The 16,911-nt window shown below is 71.8% G+C and carries 8 protein-coding genes and 1 pseudogene; 6 read left to right on the top strand and 3 right to left on the bottom strand.

Features of this window, described 5'->3' with window-relative positions:
* Window positions 1-69: 69 nt before the first annotated feature.
* Together Sdia_RS27840 and Sdia_RS27835 are read right to left on the bottom strand one after the other, a co-directional pair.
* Window positions 70-1,311, bottom strand: coding sequence for a winged helix-turn-helix domain-containing protein (locus tag Sdia_RS27840; RefSeq protein ID WP_189501171.1), 1,242 nt, complete (start codon window positions 1,309-1,311; stop codon window positions 70-72).
* A gap of 305 nt (window positions 1,312-1,616) precedes the next feature.
* Window positions 1,617-2,216, bottom strand: a pseudogene (locus Sdia_RS27835) (GNAT family N-acetyltransferase); the annotation flags it as partial.
* 188 nt (window positions 2,217-2,404) lie between these two features.
* Here Sdia_RS27835 and secA point away from each other — a divergent pair.
* The 3 genes from secA to Sdia_RS27825 all read left to right on the top strand — a co-directional run bounded on the left by secA (window position 2,405) and on the right by Sdia_RS27825 (window position 8,976).
* Window positions 2,405-5,221 carry a preprotein translocase subunit SecA gene (gene secA / locus Sdia_RS27830; RefSeq protein WP_100457812.1) on the top strand — a complete coding sequence of 939 codons (2,817 nt, stop codon included), beginning with the start codon at window positions 2,405-2,407 and terminating at the stop codon, window positions 5,219-5,221.
* Between the two features lie 1,493 nt (window positions 5,222-6,714).
* Window positions 6,715-6,840 (top strand): hypothetical protein, encoded by a 126-nt coding sequence (locus Sdia_RS30440; RefSeq protein ID WP_262417765.1) that lies wholly within the window; start codon window positions 6,715-6,717, stop codon window positions 6,838-6,840.
* 1,233 nt (window positions 6,841-8,073) lie between these two features.
* Window positions 8,074-8,976, top strand: a complete 903-nt coding sequence (locus tag Sdia_RS27825; RefSeq protein ID WP_124288094.1) for a LysR family transcriptional regulator — start codon at window positions 8,074-8,076, stop codon at window positions 8,974-8,976.
* Window positions 8,977-9,022: 46 nt separating this feature from the next.
* Here the strand turns inward: Sdia_RS27825 and Sdia_RS27820 are convergent, their stop codons facing one another.
* Complete coding sequence (locus Sdia_RS27820) at window positions 9,023-9,493, bottom strand: Rv3235 family protein (protein ID WP_100457810.1); 471 nt, start codon at window positions 9,491-9,493, stop codon at window positions 9,023-9,025.
* A 316-nt stretch (window positions 9,494-9,809) separates the two neighbouring features.
* On the opposite strand from Sdia_RS27820, the gene Sdia_RS27815 reads away from it, so the two are divergent.
* The 3 genes from Sdia_RS27815 to Sdia_RS27805 all read left to right on the top strand — a co-directional run bounded on the left by Sdia_RS27815 (window position 9,810) and on the right by Sdia_RS27805 (window position 16,844).
* Window positions 9,810-10,319, top strand: a complete 510-nt coding sequence (locus Sdia_RS27815; RefSeq protein ID WP_189499825.1) for a DUF6912 family protein — start codon at window positions 9,810-9,812, stop codon at window positions 10,317-10,319.
* Window positions 10,320-10,371: 52 nt separating this feature from the next.
* On the top strand, window positions 10,372-11,040 hold the full coding sequence (locus tag Sdia_RS27810) for an HAD family hydrolase (RefSeq protein WP_100457808.1): 669 nt from the start codon (window positions 10,372-10,374) through the stop codon (window positions 11,038-11,040).
* An 875-nt stretch (window positions 11,041-11,915) separates the two neighbouring features.
* On the top strand, window positions 11,916-16,844 hold the full coding sequence (locus Sdia_RS27805) for an NAD-glutamate dehydrogenase (protein WP_100457807.1): 4,929 nt from the start codon (window positions 11,916-11,918) through the stop codon (window positions 16,842-16,844).
* The last annotated feature ends 67 nt before the right edge of the window (window positions 16,845-16,911 follow it).

Below are 16,911 nucleotides of genomic sequence, written 5' to 3'. Positions count from 1 at the left end.
GCGGACGGCAACGCCTCGCCTGCGGGCGCGGTGACCTCACCGTGCGGTGACGCCGCCCCTGCGTGACTCTCAGGCCAGAGCCGCGGCCAGTTCAGCGGTGAGCGCCGCGCGCAGCTCCGGCTGCGTCATGTGCTCCACCCGCACCTCGGTGCAGCCCACCCAGCGGGCGGCTTCCGCGAGCGCGACCGCCGTCGCTCCGACGGACTTCGTGGGGCCGGGGCTGCCGGGGAGGTCGCCGCCGAGGGAGACGTGCCGGGCGACGAGGGTGTCGCCCGAGCGGGCCGGGTCCACACGGCCCACCAGCTTTCCGCCCGCGAGGACGGGCATCGCGAAGTAGCCGTACATCCGCTTGGCCCTCGGGGTGTACGCCTCCAGGCGGTGGGTGAAGCGGAAGATCCGTTCCGTACGGGCGCGCTCCCAGATCAGGGAGTCGAACGGGGAGAGCAGCGTGGTTCGGTGCCGTCCGCGCGGGGGCGTGCTCAGAGCCTCGGGGGCGGCCCAGGCGGGCTTCGACCACCCTTCCACCTCGACCGGGACCAGTCCGGTGTCGGCGATCACCGAGTCGAAGCTCTCTCCCTTGATCCGGTGGTAGTCCGCGAGGTCGGAACGGGTGCCGACGCCGAGCGCCCGGCCGGCCTGGGCGACCAGCTCGCGCAGGCACGCCTGGTCGTCGAGGTCGTCGTGGAGGAGCGGGGCCGGGATGGCGCGCTCCGCGAGGTCGTAGACCCGCTTCCAGCCACGCCGGCTGGTGCAGACGACCTCGCCGTACATGAGGGCCCGCTCGACGGCGATCTTCGTGTCCGACCAGTCCCACCACTCGCCGCCGTTCTTGGCGCCGCCCAGCTCCGAGGCGGTGAGGGGGCCCTCCGTGGTCAGCTGCGCGATCACCTTGTCGTAGGCCGCCCGCGGCAGGTCGTGGTGCCAGTGCGGGCGGTGGCGGTAGGCGCGGCGGCGGAAGGCGAAATGGGGCCATTCCTCGATGGGCAGGATGCACGCCGCGTGCGACCAGTACTCGAAAGCGTGCGGTGAACCGTCCTTGTCGGAGCTCCAGTAGGCGGCTTCGACGGTGGGGCGGCCGACGGTGCCCAGGCGGGCGTAGGGGACCAGCTCGTGGGAACGGGCCAGGACGGAGATGGTGTCCAGTTGCACGGCGCCGGTGCGGCGGAGGACACCGCGGACGCCCGCCCGACGGTCCGGAGCTCCCAGGAAGCCCTGTGCACGCAGAGCGATACGACGGGCTTCGTCAGCGGAGAGGCTGGCGACGGGGCGGGGGGCGGGCACGGTGTCGGCGGCGCTCGGCAGACTCGTCATGAGCGCACTGTAGGACGTGACACTGACAGCGCGAACCGATTCCGATGCGCGGGGTTAGCGGACTTCACGGCGGGCATGGTCGTCACAGAGAGTGTTCGAACCGATGCGGGATGGCCGTGGCGCGCGTGGCCGCCGGCGACCGCAGGCGCCGCGTGCGAAGTGAGAGGGGGGAAGGTGCTCGGGTGGTGAGATGGCTAGGGGTTCTGGTGATCGTGATGTGGGCGAATGTGCGGCGGCGCGCTGCCGTCCGGGCGTTCCCGTGCAGCGTGCGGGCGTTGGCGGGCGGACTCTCCCCGCTCGGCGGGTGGCGCCGGTGTGCGGTTGGCGGTGGTCGTGGGGGCGGGCAGGTACGGGTCTGTGGAAGGGAGGCCGAGATCGGTGGGAAGCAGCGCCGCCACCCAGCAGTCACGGCGTACGCCGTTGTTGAGGAGGCCCGCCCGTTCGACGCCTTCGGGGACGAACCCCACGCGAAGCGCTGTCGCCCGGGACGCGGTGTTGCCCACCTCGGCCCGCCAGATGACCCGGTCCACCGGAATCTCGGTGAACGCCCAGCCGGCGACGGCCCGGACGGCTTCCGTCATCAGACCCCGGCCGCGGTACTGCCTGGCCGTCCAGAAACCGACCTCCCCGGTCCGCGTCCCGCGCATGGACAGCCCGATCACCGCGACCAGGACGCCGTAACCCGCGGTGTCCACCGCGCCGAAGGTGAACTCGGTCCCCTCGCGCCACCCGTCCTCGCAGATCCGGGTCACGAAATGCTCGGCGTCCGCGCGACGGTACGGCGAAGGAACGGTGGTCCACCTCCGGATCTCGGGATCCTGGCACGCCTGGTACACCGGGTCGACGTCCGCCTCGGTGAGCGTCCGCAGAGTGAGGCGTGCGGTCGTGAGAGTGATCGGCTCCATCACGTGATTCTGCAGGTGTCCGGGGCTTCGCGACCAGCAGCGCGGGAGCTCCCCGCGGCACCTTCACCGCGGCCCGTCCGTTGTCGTGATGGCAGACCTCCCGGCGCGGTGGGGTCCTCGCATACGATGGCCGTTGCCCAAGAGAATTCCGACCGTGCCAGGCCCGACCGGCAAGGAGACCAACCCCCGTGTCCGTCCTCTCAAAGCTCATGCGTGCAGGCGAAGGCAAGATCCTGCGCAAGCTGCACCGCATCGCGGACCAGGTCAACTCCATCGAAGAGGACTTCGTCAGCCTCTCCGACGCCGAGCTCCGCGCCCTCACCGATGAGTACAAGGAGCGGTACGCCGATGGCGAGAGCCTCGACGACCTCCTGCCGGAGGCGTTCGCGACCGTCCGCGAGGCGGCCAAGCGGGTGCTCGGCCAGCGTCACTACGACGTCCAGCTCATGGGTGGCGCCGCGCTGCACCTCGGTTATGTCGCTGAGATGAAGACCGGTGAGGGCAAGACCCTCGTCGGTACGCTGCCGGCCTACCTCAACGCGCTTTCCGGCGAGGGCGTCCACCTGATCACGGTGAACGACTACCTCGCCGAACGCGACTCGGAGATGATGGGCCGCGTCCACAAGTTCCTGGGACTGAGCGTCGGCTGCATCGTCGCCAACATGACCCCTGCGCAGCGCCGTGAGCAGTACGGCTGCGACATCACCTACGGCACCAACAACGAGTTCGGCTTCGACTACCTGCGCGACAACATGGCGTGGTCCAAGGACGAGCTGGTGCAGCGTGGCCACAACTTCGCGATCGTCGACGAGGTCGACTCGATCCTCGTCGACGAGGCGCGTACGCCGCTGATCATCTCCGGTCCCGCCGACCAGGCGACCAAGTGGTACGGGGACTTCGCGAAGCTCGTGACCCGTCTGACCAAGGGCGAGGCGGGGAACCAGCTCAAGGGCATCGAGGAGACCGGCGACTACGAGGTCGACGAGAAGAAGCGCACCGTCGCCATCCACGAGTCGGGTGTCGCGAAGGTCGAGGACTGGCTCGGCATCGACAACCTCTACGAGTCGGTCAACACCCCGCTCGTCGGCTACCTCAACAACGCCATCAAGGCGAAGGAACTCTTCAAGAAGGACAAGGACTACGTCGTCATCGACGGCGAAGTCATGATCGTCGACGAGCACACCGGCCGTATCCTCGCCGGCCGCCGCTACAACGAGGGCATGCACCAGGCGATCGAGGCGAAGGAAGGGGTGGACATCAAGGACGAGAACCAGACGCTCGCCACGATCACCCTCCAGAACTTCTTCCGCCTCTACGACAAGCTCTCCGGCATGACCGGTACGGCCATGACCGAGGCCGCCGAGTTCCACCAGATCTACAAGCTGGGCGTCGTGCCCATCCCGACCAACCGGCCGATGGTCCGCATGGACCAGTCAGACCTCATCTACCGGACCGAGGTCGCCAAGTTCGACGCGGTCGTGGACGACATCGCGGAGAAGCACGAGAAGGGACAGCCGATCCTGGTCGGCACCACCTCGGTCGAGAAGTCCGAGTACCTCTCGCAGCAGCTCTCCAAGCGAGGCATCCAGCACGAGGTGCTCAACGCCAAGCACCATGAGCGTGAGGCGTCGATCGTCGCGCAGGCCGGCCGCCGCGGCGCGGTCACGGTGGCCACGAACATGGCCGGCCGTGGTACCGACATCAAGCTCGGCGGCAACCCGGACGACCTCGCCGAGGCCGAGCTGCGTCAGCGTGGGCTCGACCCGGTCGAGCACGTCGAGGAGTGGGCGGCCGCGCTGCCCGAGGCGCTGGAGCGCGCCGAGGCGTCGGTGAAGGCCGAGTTCGAGGCGGTCAAGGAAGCCGGTGGCCTCTACGTGCTGGGCACCGAGCGTCACGAGTCGCGGCGTATCGACAACCAGCTGCGTGGGCGTTCGGGACGTCAGGGTGACCCCGGCGAGTCCCGGTTCTACCTCTCCCTCGGCGACGACCTGATGCGGCTCTTCAAGGCCGCCATGGTCGAGCGGGTCATGGCCATGGCCAACGTCCCGGACGACGTACCGATCGAGAACAAGATGGTGACCCGCGCCATCGCGTCCGCCCAGTCGCAGGTGGAGCAGCAGAACTTCGAGACGCGTAAGAACGTCCTGAAGTACGACGAGGTGCTGAACCGCCAGCGCGAGGTCATCTACGGAGAGCGCCGCCGCGTCCTTGAGGGTGAGAACCTCCAGGAGCAGATCCAGCACTTCATGGACGACACCATCGACGCCTACATCCAGGCGGAGACGGCCGAGGGCTTCGCCGAGGAGTGGGACCTCGACCGGCTGTGGGGAGCTTTCAAGCAGCTCTACCCGGTGAAGGTCACCGTCGAGGAGCTGGAGGACGAGGCCGGGGACCGTGCCGGGCTGACGGCCGAGTTCATCGCCGACTCCATCAAGGACGACATCCACGCGCAGTACGCGGCGCGTGAGGAGCAGCTCGGCTCGGAGATCATGCGCGAGCTGGAGCGCCGAGTGGTCCTCTCCGTCCTGGACCGCAAGTGGCGTGAGCACCTCTACGAGATGGACTATCTCCAGGAGGGCATCGGCCTGCGGGCGATGGCGCAGAAGGACCCGCTGGTCGAGTACCAGCGTGAGGGCTTCGACATGTTCACCGCCATGATGGAGGGCATCAAGGAGGAGTCGGTCGGTTACCTGTTCAACCTGGAGGTCCAGGTCGAGCAGCAGGTCGAGGAAGTTCCGGTGGGTGACTCCGAGCAGGGTGCCGACCTCACTAAGCGGGACGCGGTTCCCGCCGGTGGCCGGCCAGAGATCCGGGCGAAGGGGCTCGATGCCCCCCAGCGTCCCGACCGGTTGCACTTCTCCGCGCCGACGGTCGACGGTGAGGGCGGGGTCGTCGAGGGTGACTTCGCCAGCGAAGGCGCTTCGGGGCGGACCGCCAACTCGGACGGGCTCACCCGCGCTGAGCGGCGCAAGGCGCAGAAGGGCGGGCGTCGCCGCAAGAAGTAGAGCATGGCTCCGTGGGTGGCCGACCGGTTGCGTCGGTCATCCACGGGGCGGGGCTGGGCACTGGCTGAGCTGGTGGCCGGAGCGGGCGATGCTCGCCGTCGCGGGGTCGCGGGGTCGCGGGGTCGCGGGGTCGCGGGGTCGCGGGGTCGCGGGGTCGCGGGGTCGCGGGGTCGCGGGGTCGCGGGGTCGCGGGGTCGCGGGGTCGCGGGGTCGCGGGGTCGCGGGGTCGCGGGGTCGCGGGGTCGCGGGGTCGCGGGGTCGCGGGGTCGCGGGGTCGCGGGGTCGCGGGGTCGCGGGGTCGCGGGGTCGCGGGGTCGCGGGGTCGCGGGGTCGCGGGTCGCGGGGTCGCGGGGTCGCGACGAGTGCGGCGGTCCGGTGGGTTGGGCCGCCCGGTGATGGGTGGAGTGGGTGTAGTGGGTTGGCGCCGTGGTGGGGTGTCGTGCGGCTGTGGTGAGGCGGAGCCTGGGGCGAGGACGTGCTCTGTGTGGTGAGGTTCTGTAGGGCTTTGGGGAGTCCAGTCGGCCTCGGTGCCAGGGAGTTCGAGCGCGGGCAGGAGTAGCCGGCTCCCACTTGTGGCCGTGTAGGCCAACCAGCGGCTTACCGGTGCCGGGAACTGCCGCGTTCAGGGTGTCCCGGTCGCGAGGGGTTCTCGCGACGGCTGACAGGGCTCGGGGCAGCTATTTCGCAGGCGATCCTGGCCCGGCGGCCGAACTGCTTGGCCGAGCCGCCGCTCCGCTCACCCCGCCAGGCTTGGGCCCGGTGGCACCGGTCAGCGGGTCAACCCCACGTTCGGGCACCGAGGCCGCTGGAGACGGGCACGCGGAGTGGGTCGCGCGTGCCGGATGCCGGACGGGCCTCCCTCTGGTGGGCGAGAGCCGGTGTCGGCGGGCGGGGTGCCGTTCTGCCGCCGGCGAGGACGGGCGGGCTCGTACGGCTCGGTCGGTGGGTGCAGCCGCCGAGCGCGGGGGCGGTCCGCCCGGTGCGCGGAATCGGCAGGGCAACGTGTGATCCTTCGCCGGGCTCTGCGGGGCCTCTGCCGTGCTCCGCCGGGCCTGCCGTGCCCTGCCGGGCTCCGCGGGGCCTGCCGGGCTCCGCGGGGCTTGCCGGGCTCCGCGGGGCTTGCCGGGCGCTGCCATGCGCTGCCGTGCTCCGCTGGACGTTGCTCCGCGCGGGGCTTCCGGTGTCCCGAGTTCGTCCCTAGCGGATGGGTGACCTTGTCGGAGGCACGACCTTGTCGGACGCGTGCGCCTGCCGGATGCGTGCGCCTGCCGGAGGCGTGCTCTTGCTTGAGGCGGGTGGTGTCAGCCGGGCGCCGTGCGGCCCGGGCGGGCGGGGCTGAGCCGGCGGCCCGGTGGGCGCCGGGTGTGAGGAGACGCCGGGCGAGGGCGTGTGCCGTGGATGGGCAGTCAGCCTGGGGGTACCCGGCTTGGCAGGAGGCGGAGTGAGAGCCCAACACTCCACGCCGACCGGGTGAGGGCAGGTGACACACGGGTGTGGCCAAGGACGAAGGCCCCGGCCCCGAACAGCGTCTGCGCGCCGAGGCGTTCGCCCACGACTTCCGTATGTGCAGTCCAGGATCCGCCTTCTCGGAGGTCGACCCGGTCCGACAGGGCGACTGACGGGAAGTAGCGCCCCGAGGTCCGCTCACAGCTCCCGCGTCGCTCGCCCCGGTAGTGAGCCTGAGCGCGCCGGGCAGGACGGCGGCTGAGGTCGAGGGCGAGAGCCGGACCGAGTGAGGCGTCGTGAGCCCACAGGGGAGCCCCGCGAGGAGGCCAGGCACGACTTCCCCACGCCCCTTCCCCTGACTCCGCAGACCGCCGCGCAGGGCCGTGAGGGTGACTGCCCTGAGGCGCTGGGCCACTGCCGCCGCGTACTCGGACCAAGGCGCGACCTCGACCTGGAGGTCCGGCCGTCTTGGGGGCGGCCGGGAATGCTGGTCAAGGACCTCGGTACCGAGGTCGAGGGACTGCCCGCGACCGGCGGCAGCCGGTGTTGGTGGTGCCGAGGACGACGGCGCCGGCCCGGCGGTAGCGGACCGGTTGTCGCGGCGGTGGCTGGGGCGTACCGGACCTGATCGCGTCGATGCGTGCCACGGCTCGGTTCCTCCGCCCTCGGCCGAGCCGACGTCGGCTCGGCCGAGGGCGGCCTGTCGGCCTGTCGGCCTGTCGGCCTGTCGGCCTGTCGGCCTGTCGGCCTGTCGGCCTGTCGGCCTGTCGGCCTGTCGGTCGTCAGCCCGTAGGTCCGTCGGCCTGTCGGTCAGCAGCCTGTAGGGCCGGCAGGCTGACGGATTGGCTCTGGTCCCGCGTGCCGTGGGTGGGCCGGAGCCCGTCGGTGGGCCGGTGCCGACGAGGTGCCGACCGTCTTCACATCACCTTGCCCTTCCGGCAGCAGGTGCGCGGGCCCTGGACCCCCGTACCGGGGCCCGCGCGCCTGCTGCTGTCCGTGGGCAGGGGCTCCGGTGCTGCGGAGGGCCTGCCTGCCTCGTCCGCGGACGGGGCACGCGATGCGGGCGAAGGCGGTGCGGTGATCGCCGGGAAGGAATGCGGGGCGTTGCCCATTCGTGCGGGACGGGAAATCCCGGCGTCGTCTCCCGTGGCGGTGAGGGGTCGGCTGTTGCGGCTCCGCCAGGCTCACCTGTGGGTAATTCGCCCTTGCGGAAAGGGAGAGTGAGAGGGAATCGCGCCTATGAAGTCCGCGAGGCACATGAGGCGATGGTCGTGGTGTCGGCGGTCGGCAGTCGGTGCTTCGCGGGGGTGGCTCGGCTCGTACATCCTGGCGGGTGGGGAAGGGGTAAACAAGTTAAGATCGCTAAACGCTTGTTCAGGGATCGTCCCGCTCGGCGAGGAGGACGCATGCTGGAACGGCTGGAGTGGGAGGTCTTCCTGACGCTTGCCGAAGAGCTGCACTTCGGGCGTACCGCCGAGCGGTTGCATGTCACGACCGGCCGCGTCAGCCAACTCCTGAAGAAGCTCGAAGGGCGCGTCGGCGCACCCCTGTTCACCCGCACCAGCCGCACGGTCGAACTGACCGAGATCGGCATCCAGTTGCATGAGGACCTGCACCTCGCTCATGAGCAGGTCGAAAGAGGAATGGCGCGGGCGGTCGATGCGGCGAGCGGTGCCCTGAATTCGCTGCGGGTCGGATATGTCGGGGCGCTCGCCGGCCAGGTGATGCACGGGGCCGCGCGGAAATGCGCGGAGGGAGGGTTCGGGTCCCCCGTCCGTACGGAGGAAGTGCAGGTCGCCGAATCGCTGGCGAGTCTGCGCGAGGAGCGCGTCGACCTCCTGGCGATCTGCCTGCCGCTCCGCGCGCCCGACATCCTGGTGGGACCCGTCCTCTTCGCCGAGCCCCGGATGCTCGCGGTGTCCGCCGGGCACCGGCTGGCCGAGCGTACGAGTGTCTCGATGGAGGACCTCGCCGGGCTCACCCTGCTGCGGCCGGCCGGCGCGGGCCAGGACGAGTGGCTCTCCGACCGTGCCCCTCGGCATACGCCGGCCGGGGCGGCCGTCGTCGGCGGGCCCCGGGTGAGCACCTTCCAGGAGGCGTTGCAGCAGACCGGGGCGGGTGTGGGGGCGGTCGTCGTCGGGGCCCAGGTCGAGCGCTTCTACAGTCGGCCCGACGTCGTGTATCTCCCCTTCCGTGACGCACCGCCCATCGAGTGGGCGGTCGCGTGGCTGCGGACCAGGGACACGCCCCGCAAACGGGAGTTCGCCCGGATCGCCCGGGACGTGGGACAGCGCGCCGTGCGGGGGTGACCGGGCCGGCCGGAGCCGCGCGGGCGGGCCGGGGGGCGGGGGCGGTTCACGCCTCGGCCGCCGCGCGCGGGCGGTGCCCGACCTCGACGGCCGCGCAGCGCCAGCGAAGGTCGGGGCCCTGTTCCAGGCGGAAGGCGAGCGCGTGGACGCGGTCGCCGCTGCTGATCCGGGCGAAGGCCTCGATGACGCCTTCCCTCGGGGTGTACTCGTCGCAGTGACGGACCGCGGGTTCGCGGCCCACGAGGAACGGCTCGTCGGACGGGGCCAGTTGGACCAGCTGCTCGTACGCCTCGCCGACCGTGTGGTTGAGCATCGAGTGGACGGGGCGGCGGCCGGCGAGGACGGCGAGGAGGCGGTCGGCGAACCAGTAGCGAGGGACGGTCTCGCGCCTGTGCCGGGCGGGGCCGCGGCCGGGGCGGCGGCTGTCGCGGCGGACGGTCGCGGGCCGGGTGAGGGATGCGGGGGAGCGGCGGGTGGCGGTGGCGGTCCTGCCGGGGCCGGGCGGGGGCCGGTCCATGGGGATGTCTCCTCGTGGTGCGGCGGCCGACGGGGTCGGCGCGCCGGGGCGGGGCGGTTCTACCGGGGGGTAACCGCTGGCCGCAGCGTGCGGTCCCGCGCCGCCGGAGGCAAGGCGGAACGGGGCCGGGCGGGAGGGCCCGGCAAGTTCACCTATCAGGATGAGAAGAGGGGTGCACGGAGCTGTCGTGGCCCGGTGCGCGGGGGTGACGAGGCGGCGCCGTGCTGACCGCTGTCCGGGCGCCGCCCCCCTCCGAAGGGGGACGCCGGGCACGTATCCTGGCCCCGTCCAGCCCCGACCACGGAAACGGCCCACCATGCGCGTCTACGTCCCCCTGACCCTGCCGGCTCTCGCCCAGGCGCACCGGGCGGGCGAACTGGGGCCCGGGCCGCTCACCGCGTACGCCGTCACGCCCGGCCTGCGCGAGTGGTACGTCTCCGACGACATCGAGGAGCTGGAGTACGCGGCGCTGACGCGCGCCGCCCACGGCTCGCTGCGGCTGCTGGCCGCGGACCCCGAGGCGGTCCGCAAGCGGGTCGTCGTCGCGGTGGACATCGCCGACGGGGCCGTCTTCGCCGACCCGGACAGGGCGCTGGACCCGGAGGCTCTCGGAGAGGTGCGGCTGGACACGGCCGTGCCGCTGGGCAAGGCGGCCGCCGTCCACGTCGACGCGGACGGCGCGGCGGCGGACGTGGCCAGGGCGGCCGAGGCGCTGGCCGGGGCGGCGGGCGGCGACGAGGACGCCCGGTTCGTGGTGGACGGCGCCGACGACCACGAGCTGCTCTGGTTCGCGACCCAGGAGATCGAGCACCTCCTCGCCGGCTGACCGGCCCGGAACTGCCTGGCACCGCCCCCGGACCCCCCGTTACCGTCGGATCATGTCCACCATCACGCCGCACATCGTCTGGGACTGGAACGGCACGCTGTTCCACGACACCGAGGCGGTCGTCGGTGCCACCAACGCCGCCTTCGCGGAGTTCGGGGTCGCGCCGATCACCCTTGAGCAGTACCGCGAGCTGTACTGCGTGCCCATCCCGCGGTTCTACGAGCGGATGATGGGGCGGGCGCCCACCGCCGAGGAGTGGGAGGCGATGGACGGCGTCTTCCACCGGTACTACGGGGAGCACAGCATCCGGTGCGGCCTCGCCGAGGGCGCCGAGGCGCTGCTGACCGGGTGGGCGCAGGCGGGCCACAGCCAGTCGATCCTGAGCATGTACGGGCACGAGGAACTGGTCCCGCTGGTGCGGGGGCTCGGCATCGACCGGCACTTCCTGCGGGTCGAGGGGCGCACCGGCACCGCCGGCGGCTCCAAGGCCGCGCACATGGTGCGCCACCTGGCGGCGCTCGACGCCGTGCGGGAGGAACGCACCGTGGTGATCGGGGACGCCGCCGACGACGCCGTGGCGGCTCACGCCGTGGGCGCCCGGGCGGTGCTGTACACCGGCGGGACGCACAGCCGGGGGCGCCTGGAGGCGACCGGCGCCGTGGTGGTCGACTCGCTGTCGGAGGCCGTCGAAGTGGCGCACGGGGTGTTCGAACAGGGGTGAGGGCCCGGCCTCTCCCGGAACCTGTCCCCCGGGCCCGCGGCCCGTGCGCCGGCCGGTCCTGAGGGGGCCCCGGCCCGCGTACGTGCCCGAGGCCGTTCTGCCGGGTGCCGGCCGAGGCTCCGCACCCCCGGTCGAGGGTGACGTCCGTTACACCGTGACCGCCGAGCCGGCGCCGCACCGTCACCCGCGTCCGCTCGGGCCGAGGCGCCTTCCGGCCACGGGCGACGCCGACGCCGACGGCGGCCTCGCTCCTTCCCGGCCCGGCCCCGGGGCTTGCCGTCACCCGCCCCCGAAGAACGCGCGCCCCTGGTGGGCCGACCGCGTACGCCTGCCAGGGCCGCCCTCCGCCGGTGGCCGAAAACCGACCCGCTCGCACGCCGCTCCGTACCCGCTGCCGGGAGTGCCCGGTCCCAGCCCGGGGAGCCCGTCCCACCAGCGGGGGCGCGCCTTCCGGAGCGAGTCCGGGCACCGCTCGTCGATGTCGCCGGAGTCCCTCGGACCCCCCGTGCCCCACTACCCCCTCGGGTCCCGGCCCCGGATGGGCGGACCGGCCAAGTTCCCGCGGCGCTTTTGTACAGAAGCGGCTCATGACGGGCTCCCCCGGATGCGAGATAGCCTTGCCTCGTGATCAGCGCGATACACGGCGGGGGCAGTGGCGCCCCCGGACTGTGCCCGGTGTGCGGCTTGTGTGCCGTCCCGGGCCCGCCGTGCTGTTCCCTTCCGGGAGAGCGGGCCGCCCATCATGGCCGATAACGCCCCGCTCCTCCCGCTTCCCGGCATAACGTCGAATCCGACCGGAGACCCCGCGTCCCGGCGTTACGTCCCACACGTTTCATCAACGTCTCGCAACGGCGCGTGACAGGAGCTAGAGGACCATGCAGACCAAGCTGGACGAAGCCAAGGCCGAGCTGCTCGAGAGGGCGGCCGAGGTCGCTGAGAACAGCCCGGCGGGGGGACGCCTCCCCGTCGGGGCGACGGGTGAGGGCGCGCCGGATCAGGACTCCGTGCTCGCCTTCCTCCAGCGCTACTACCTGCACACGGCCGCCGAGGACCTGGCCGACCGCGACCCGGTCGACCTGTTCGGCGCCGCCTACTCCCACTACCGGCTGGCCGAAAACCGCCCGCAGGGCACCGCCAACGTCCGGGTCCACACCCCGACCGTCGAGGAGAACGGCTGGACCAGCAGCCACTCCGTGGTCGAGGTCGTCACCGACGACATGCCCTTCCTGGTCGACTCGGTCACCAACGAGCTCTCCCGGCAGAACCGCGGCATCCACGTCGTCATCCACCCGCAGATCGTCGTCCGCCGCGACATCGCCGGCCAGCTCGTCGAGGTGCTGCCCGGCGGCGCCGCCGAGCGGCCGCTCGACGCGGTCACCGAGTCGTGGATCCACGTCGAGATCGACCGCGAGACCGACAAGGGCGACCTCAAGCAGATCACCTCCGACCTGCTCCGCGTCCTCTCCGACGTCCGCGAGGCCGTCGAGGACTGGGAGAAGATGCGCGGCGCCGCGCTGCACATCGCCGAGGACCTGCCCACCGAGCCCGTCTCCGACCTGCCCGAGGAGGACGTGGAGGAGGCCCGCGAGCTGATGCGCTGGCTCGCCGCCGACCACTTCACCTTCCTCGGCTACCGCGAGTACCGCCTGATGGACGACGACTCGCTGGCGGCCGTCCCCGGCACCGGTCTCGGCATCCTCCGCGCCGACCCGCACCAGGACGAGGACCGCCACCCGGTCAGTCCGTCCTTCGAGCGGCTGCCCGCCGACGCCCGCGCCAAGGCCCGCGAGCACCGGCTGCTCATCCTCACCAAGGCCAACAGCCGCGCGACCGTGCACCGGCCCAGCTACCTCGACTACATCGGTGTCAAGAAGTTCGACGCCAAGGGCAACGTCATCGGCGAGCGCCGCTTCCTCGGCCTCTTCTCCTCCGCCGCCTACACCGAGTCGGTCCGCCGCGTCCCGGTCATCCGCCGCAAGGTCGCCGACATCCTCAAGGCCGCCGGGTTCTCGCCCAACAGCCACGACGGGCGCGACCTCCTCCAGATCCTGGAGACCTACCCGCGCGACGAGATGTTCCAGATCTCCGCCGAGGAACTGCTGCCGATCGCCACCAGCGTCCTCTACCTCCAGGAACGCCGCCGGCTCCGCCTCTACCTGCGCAAGGACGAGTACGGCCGCTACTACTCGGCCCTCGTCTACCTGCCGCGCGACCGGTACACCACCGGTGTGCGGCTGCGGATCATCGACATCCTGCGGGAGGAACTCGGCGGTACCAACGTCGACTTCACCGCCTGGAACACCGAGTCGATCCTCTCCCGCCTGCACTTCGTGGTGCGCGTCCCCTCCGGCACCCAGCTCTCCGAGCTGACCGACGCCGACCACGACCGCATCGAGGCCCGTCTGGTCGAGGCCGCCCGCTCCTGGTCCGACGGCTTCGGCGAGGCGCTCAACGCCGAGTGCGGCGAGGAGCGCGCCGCCGAACTCCTCCGCCGCTACCAGGGCGCCTTCCCCGAGGGGTACAAGGCCGACCACTCGCCGCGCGCCGCCGTCGCCGACCTGGTCCACCTGGAGCGGCTGCGCGGCGGCGAGGGCCAGCACGACTTCGCGCTCAGCCTCTACGAGCCGGTCGGTGCCGCCCCCGACGAGCGCCGCTTCAAGATCTACCGGACCGGCGACCCCGTCTCGCTCAGCGCCGTCCTCCCCGTCCTCCAGCGCCTGGGCGTCGAGGTGGTCGACGAGCGCCCCTACGAGCTGCGCCGCGCCGACCGCTCCACCGCCTGGATCTACGACTTCGGACTGCGCGTCCCCGGCCTCAGCCACGCCAACGACTTCCTCGGCGACGACGGCCGCGAGCGGTTCCAGGAGGCGTTCGCCGCCACCTGGACCGGCGCCGCCGAGAACGACGGCTTCAACGCCCTGGTCCTCGGCGCCGGGCTGACCTGGCGCGAGGCGATGGTGCTGCGCGCGTACGCCAAGTACCTGCGGCAGGCCGGCGCGACCTTCAGCCAGGACTACATGGAGGACACCCTCCGCAACAACGTCCACACCACCCGGCTGCTCATCTCCCTCTTCGAGGCGCGGATGGCGCCCGAGCGGCAGGCGGCCGGCCTGGAGCTGACCGACGGCATCCTGGAGGAGCTGGACGGCGCGCTCGACCAGGTCGCCTCGCTCGACGAGGACCGCATCCTGCGCTCCTTCCTCACCGTCATCAAGGCGACCCTCAGGACCAACTTCTTCCAGCACACCGCGGACGGCGAGCCGCACGGCTACGTCGCGATGAAGTTCGACCCGCAGGCCATCCCCGACCTGCCCGCGCCCCGCCCGGCCTTCGAGATCTGGGTGTACTCGCCGCGCGTCGAGGGCGTCCACCTGCGGTACGGCAAGGTCGCCCGGGGCGGGCTGCGCTGGTCCGACCGGCGCGAGGACTTCCGCACCGAGATCCTCGGCCTGGTCAAGGCCCAGATGGTGAAGAACACCGTCATCGTGCCGGTCGGCGCCAAGGGCGGCTTCGTCGCCAAGCAGCTGCCCGACCCGGCCAAGGACCGCGACGCGTGGCTGGCCGAGGGCATCAGCGCGTACAAGACCTTCATCTCGGCGCTGCTCGACATCACCGACAACATGGTCGCGGGCGAGGTCGTGCCCCCGGCCGACGTGGTCCGCCACGACGAGGACGACACCTACCTCGTCGTCGCCGCCGACAAGGGCACCGCCAAGTTCTCCGACACCGCCAACCAGGTCGCCGCCGACTACGACTTCTGGCTCGGTGACGCCTTCGCCTCCGGCGGCTCGGCCGGCTACGACCACAAGGGCATGGGCATCACCGCCCGGGGCGCCTGGGAGTCGGTCAAGCGGCACTTCCGCGAACTGGGCCACGACACCCAGACCGAGGACTTCACCGTCGTCGGCGTCGGCGACATGTCCGGCGACGTCTTCGGCAACGGCATGCTGCTCAGCGAGCACATCCGCCTCGTCGCCGCCTTCGACCACCGGCACATCTTCATCGACCCGACGCCGGACGCCGCCACCTCGTACGCCGAGCGGCGCCGCCTGTTCGAGCTGCCCCGTTCCTCCTGGGCCGACTACAACACCGACCTGCTCTCGGCGGGCGGCGGCGTCTTCCCGCGCAGCGCCAAGTCGGTGACGGTCAATGCGCACATCCGCGACGCCCTCGGCCTGCCCGAAGGCACCACCAAGATGACCCCGGCCGACCTCATGCGGGCCGTCCTCACCGCCCCGGTCGACCTGCTGTGGAACGGCGGTATCGGGACGTACGTCAAGTCCTCCGCCGAGTCCGACGCGGCCGTCGGCGACAAGGCCAACGACGCCATCCGCGTCAACGGCGCCGACCTGCGCGCCAAGGTCGTCGGCGAGGGCGGCAACCTGGGCGCCACCCAGCTCGGCCGCATCGAGTTCGCCCGTACCGGCGGCAAGATCAACACCGACGCCATCGACAACAGCGCCGGCGTCGACACCTCCGACCACGAGGTGAACATCAAGATCCTGCTCAACTCGGTGGTCAAGGACGGCGACCTGACCCTCAAGCAGCGCAACACGCTGCTCGCCGAGATGACCGACGAGGTCGGCGCGATGGTGCTGCGCAACAACTACGCGCAGAACACCGCCCTGGCCAACTCCACGGCCCAGGCGCCCTCGCTCCTCCACGCCCAGCAGCGCTTCATGCGCCGCCTGACCCGCGAAGGCGCCCTGGACCGGGCGCTGGAGTTCCTCCCCGGCGACCGGCAGATCCGCGAACTGCTGAACAACCAGAGCGGCCTCACCCAGCCCGAGCTGGCCGTCCTGCTCGCCTACACCAAGATCACCGCCGCCGACGAGCTGATCTCCACCCGGCTCCCCGACGACCCGTACCTGATGCGGCTGCTCCACGCCTACTTCCCGAAGGCGTTGGTCGAGCAGTTCCCCGAGCAGATCGTCGCGCACGCGCTGCGCCGCGAGATCATCACGACGATGCTGGTCAACGACACCGTCAACACCGGTGGCGCGACCTTCCTGCACCGTCTCCGCGAGGAGACCGGCGCCTCCATGGAGGAGATCGTCCGGGCGCATCTCGCCGCCCGCGAGATCTTCGGCCTGGCCGCCGTCTGGGACGCCGTCGAGGCGCTCGACAACCAGGTGCCGGCCGACGTCCAGACCCGTATCCGGCTGCACTCGCGGCGCCTGGTGGAGCGCGGCACCCGATGGCTGCTCAACAACCGCCCGCAGCCGCTGGAGCTCGCCGACACCATCGACTTCTTCCAGCAGCGGGTCGGCCGGATCTGGGCCCACCTCCCCACCCTGCTGCGCGGCTCCGACCTGGAGTGGTACGAGTCGATCCTCAACGAGCTGGTCAAGGCCGGCGTCCCCGAGGAACTGGCCGGGCGGGTCGCCGGGTTCTCCTCGGCCTTCCCCACCCTCGACCTGGTGGCCATCGCGGACCGCACGGGCAAGGACCCGCTCGCCGTCGCCGAGGTCTTCTACGACCTGGGTGACCGGCTGCGGATCACCCAGCTCATGGACCGCATCATCGAGTTGCCGCGCGCCGACCGCTGGCAGTCCATGGCCCGCGCCTCCATCCGCGAGGACCTGTACGCGGCCCACGCGGCGCTCACCGCGGACGTGCTGGACGCCGGCGGCGCCGACGCCGGCCCGAAGGAGCGGTACGAGAGCTGGGAGCGCCAGAACGCGGCGATCCTGACCCGCGCCCGCGCCACGCTGGAGGAGATCCAGAGCTCCGACAGCTTCGACCTGGCCAACCTCTCGGTCGCCATGCGCACCATGCGCACCCTGCTCCGCGGCCGCGCCTGACCGCACAGCCCACCGGCCCGTTCCCGCTCCGGCGGGGGCGGGCCGGTGGCCGTAGGGGGCGGCGGCC

It is taken from the genome of Streptomyces diastaticus subsp. diastaticus (assembly GCF_011170125.1).
GTDB classification, from domain to species: domain Bacteria; phylum Actinomycetota; class Actinomycetes; order Streptomycetales; family Streptomycetaceae; genus Streptomyces; species Streptomyces diastaticus.
The sequence above is the reverse complement of the archived record's forward strand: the minus strand, read 5'-3'. Positions and strand labels throughout refer to the sequence as shown.

What these genes read in the sequence shown, in the direction of transcription:
- Sdia_RS27840 (WP_189501171.1), bottom strand. Translation starts at nt 1,311, where the DNA reads ATGACGAGTCTGCCGAGCGCCGCCGACACCGTGCCCGCCCCCCGCCCC.
- Sdia_RS27825 (WP_124288094.1), top strand. Translation starts at nt 8,074, where the DNA reads ATGCTGGAACGGCTGGAGTGGGAGGTCTTCCTGACGCTTGCCGAAGAG.
- Sdia_RS27820 (WP_100457810.1), bottom strand. Translation starts at nt 9,493, where the DNA reads ATGGACCGGCCCCCGCCCGGCCCCGGCAGGACCGCCACCGCCACCCGC.
- Sdia_RS27815 (WP_189499825.1), top strand. Translation starts at nt 9,810, where the DNA reads ATGCGCGTCTACGTCCCCCTGACCCTGCCGGCTCTCGCCCAGGCGCAC.
- Sdia_RS27810 (WP_100457808.1), top strand. Translation starts at nt 10,372, where the DNA reads ATGTCCACCATCACGCCGCACATCGTCTGGGACTGGAACGGCACGCTG.
- Sdia_RS27805 (WP_100457807.1), top strand. Translation starts at nt 11,916, where the DNA reads ATGCAGACCAAGCTGGACGAAGCCAAGGCCGAGCTGCTCGAGAGGGCG.